This is a genomic window from Bradyrhizobium campsiandrae, from assembly GCF_014529705.1.
Taxonomy (GTDB): Bacteria; Pseudomonadota; Alphaproteobacteria; order Rhizobiales; family Xanthobacteraceae; genus Bradyrhizobium; species Bradyrhizobium campsiandrae.
The window spans coordinates 1-255 of the sequence record NZ_JAANIH010000314.1; the positions used below are offsets into that span (position 1 = coordinate 1).

Consider the following 255-nt stretch of genomic DNA (forward strand, 5'->3'; position numbering starts at 1 on the left):
CGGCACCCGCGGTCTGCTCCTTCAGCGCCGCGATCAGACCGGGACGGTCGAACTTGGCGACATAGTCGTGGAAGCCGGCCTGACGGCCGCGCTCGATCGCCGCCGGCGACACCAGCGCCGACAGGCCAATGATCGGCATCGCGCCGAGATTGCTGTCCGAGCGGATCGTCTCGGCGAACTCGAACCCGTTCATGTCGGGCATCTCGATGTCGGTGAGCACCACGTCGAAGGTTTGCGCACGCAGCGCCGCGAGGC

1 protein-coding gene is annotated in these 255 nt (G+C 67.8%); it reads right to left on the reverse strand.

The features are described from left to right. Positions 1-255, reverse strand: a 255-nt coding sequence (locus tag G8O24_RS43250; RefSeq protein WP_188108481.1) for a response regulator, incomplete at both ends; no start/stop codon positions are given.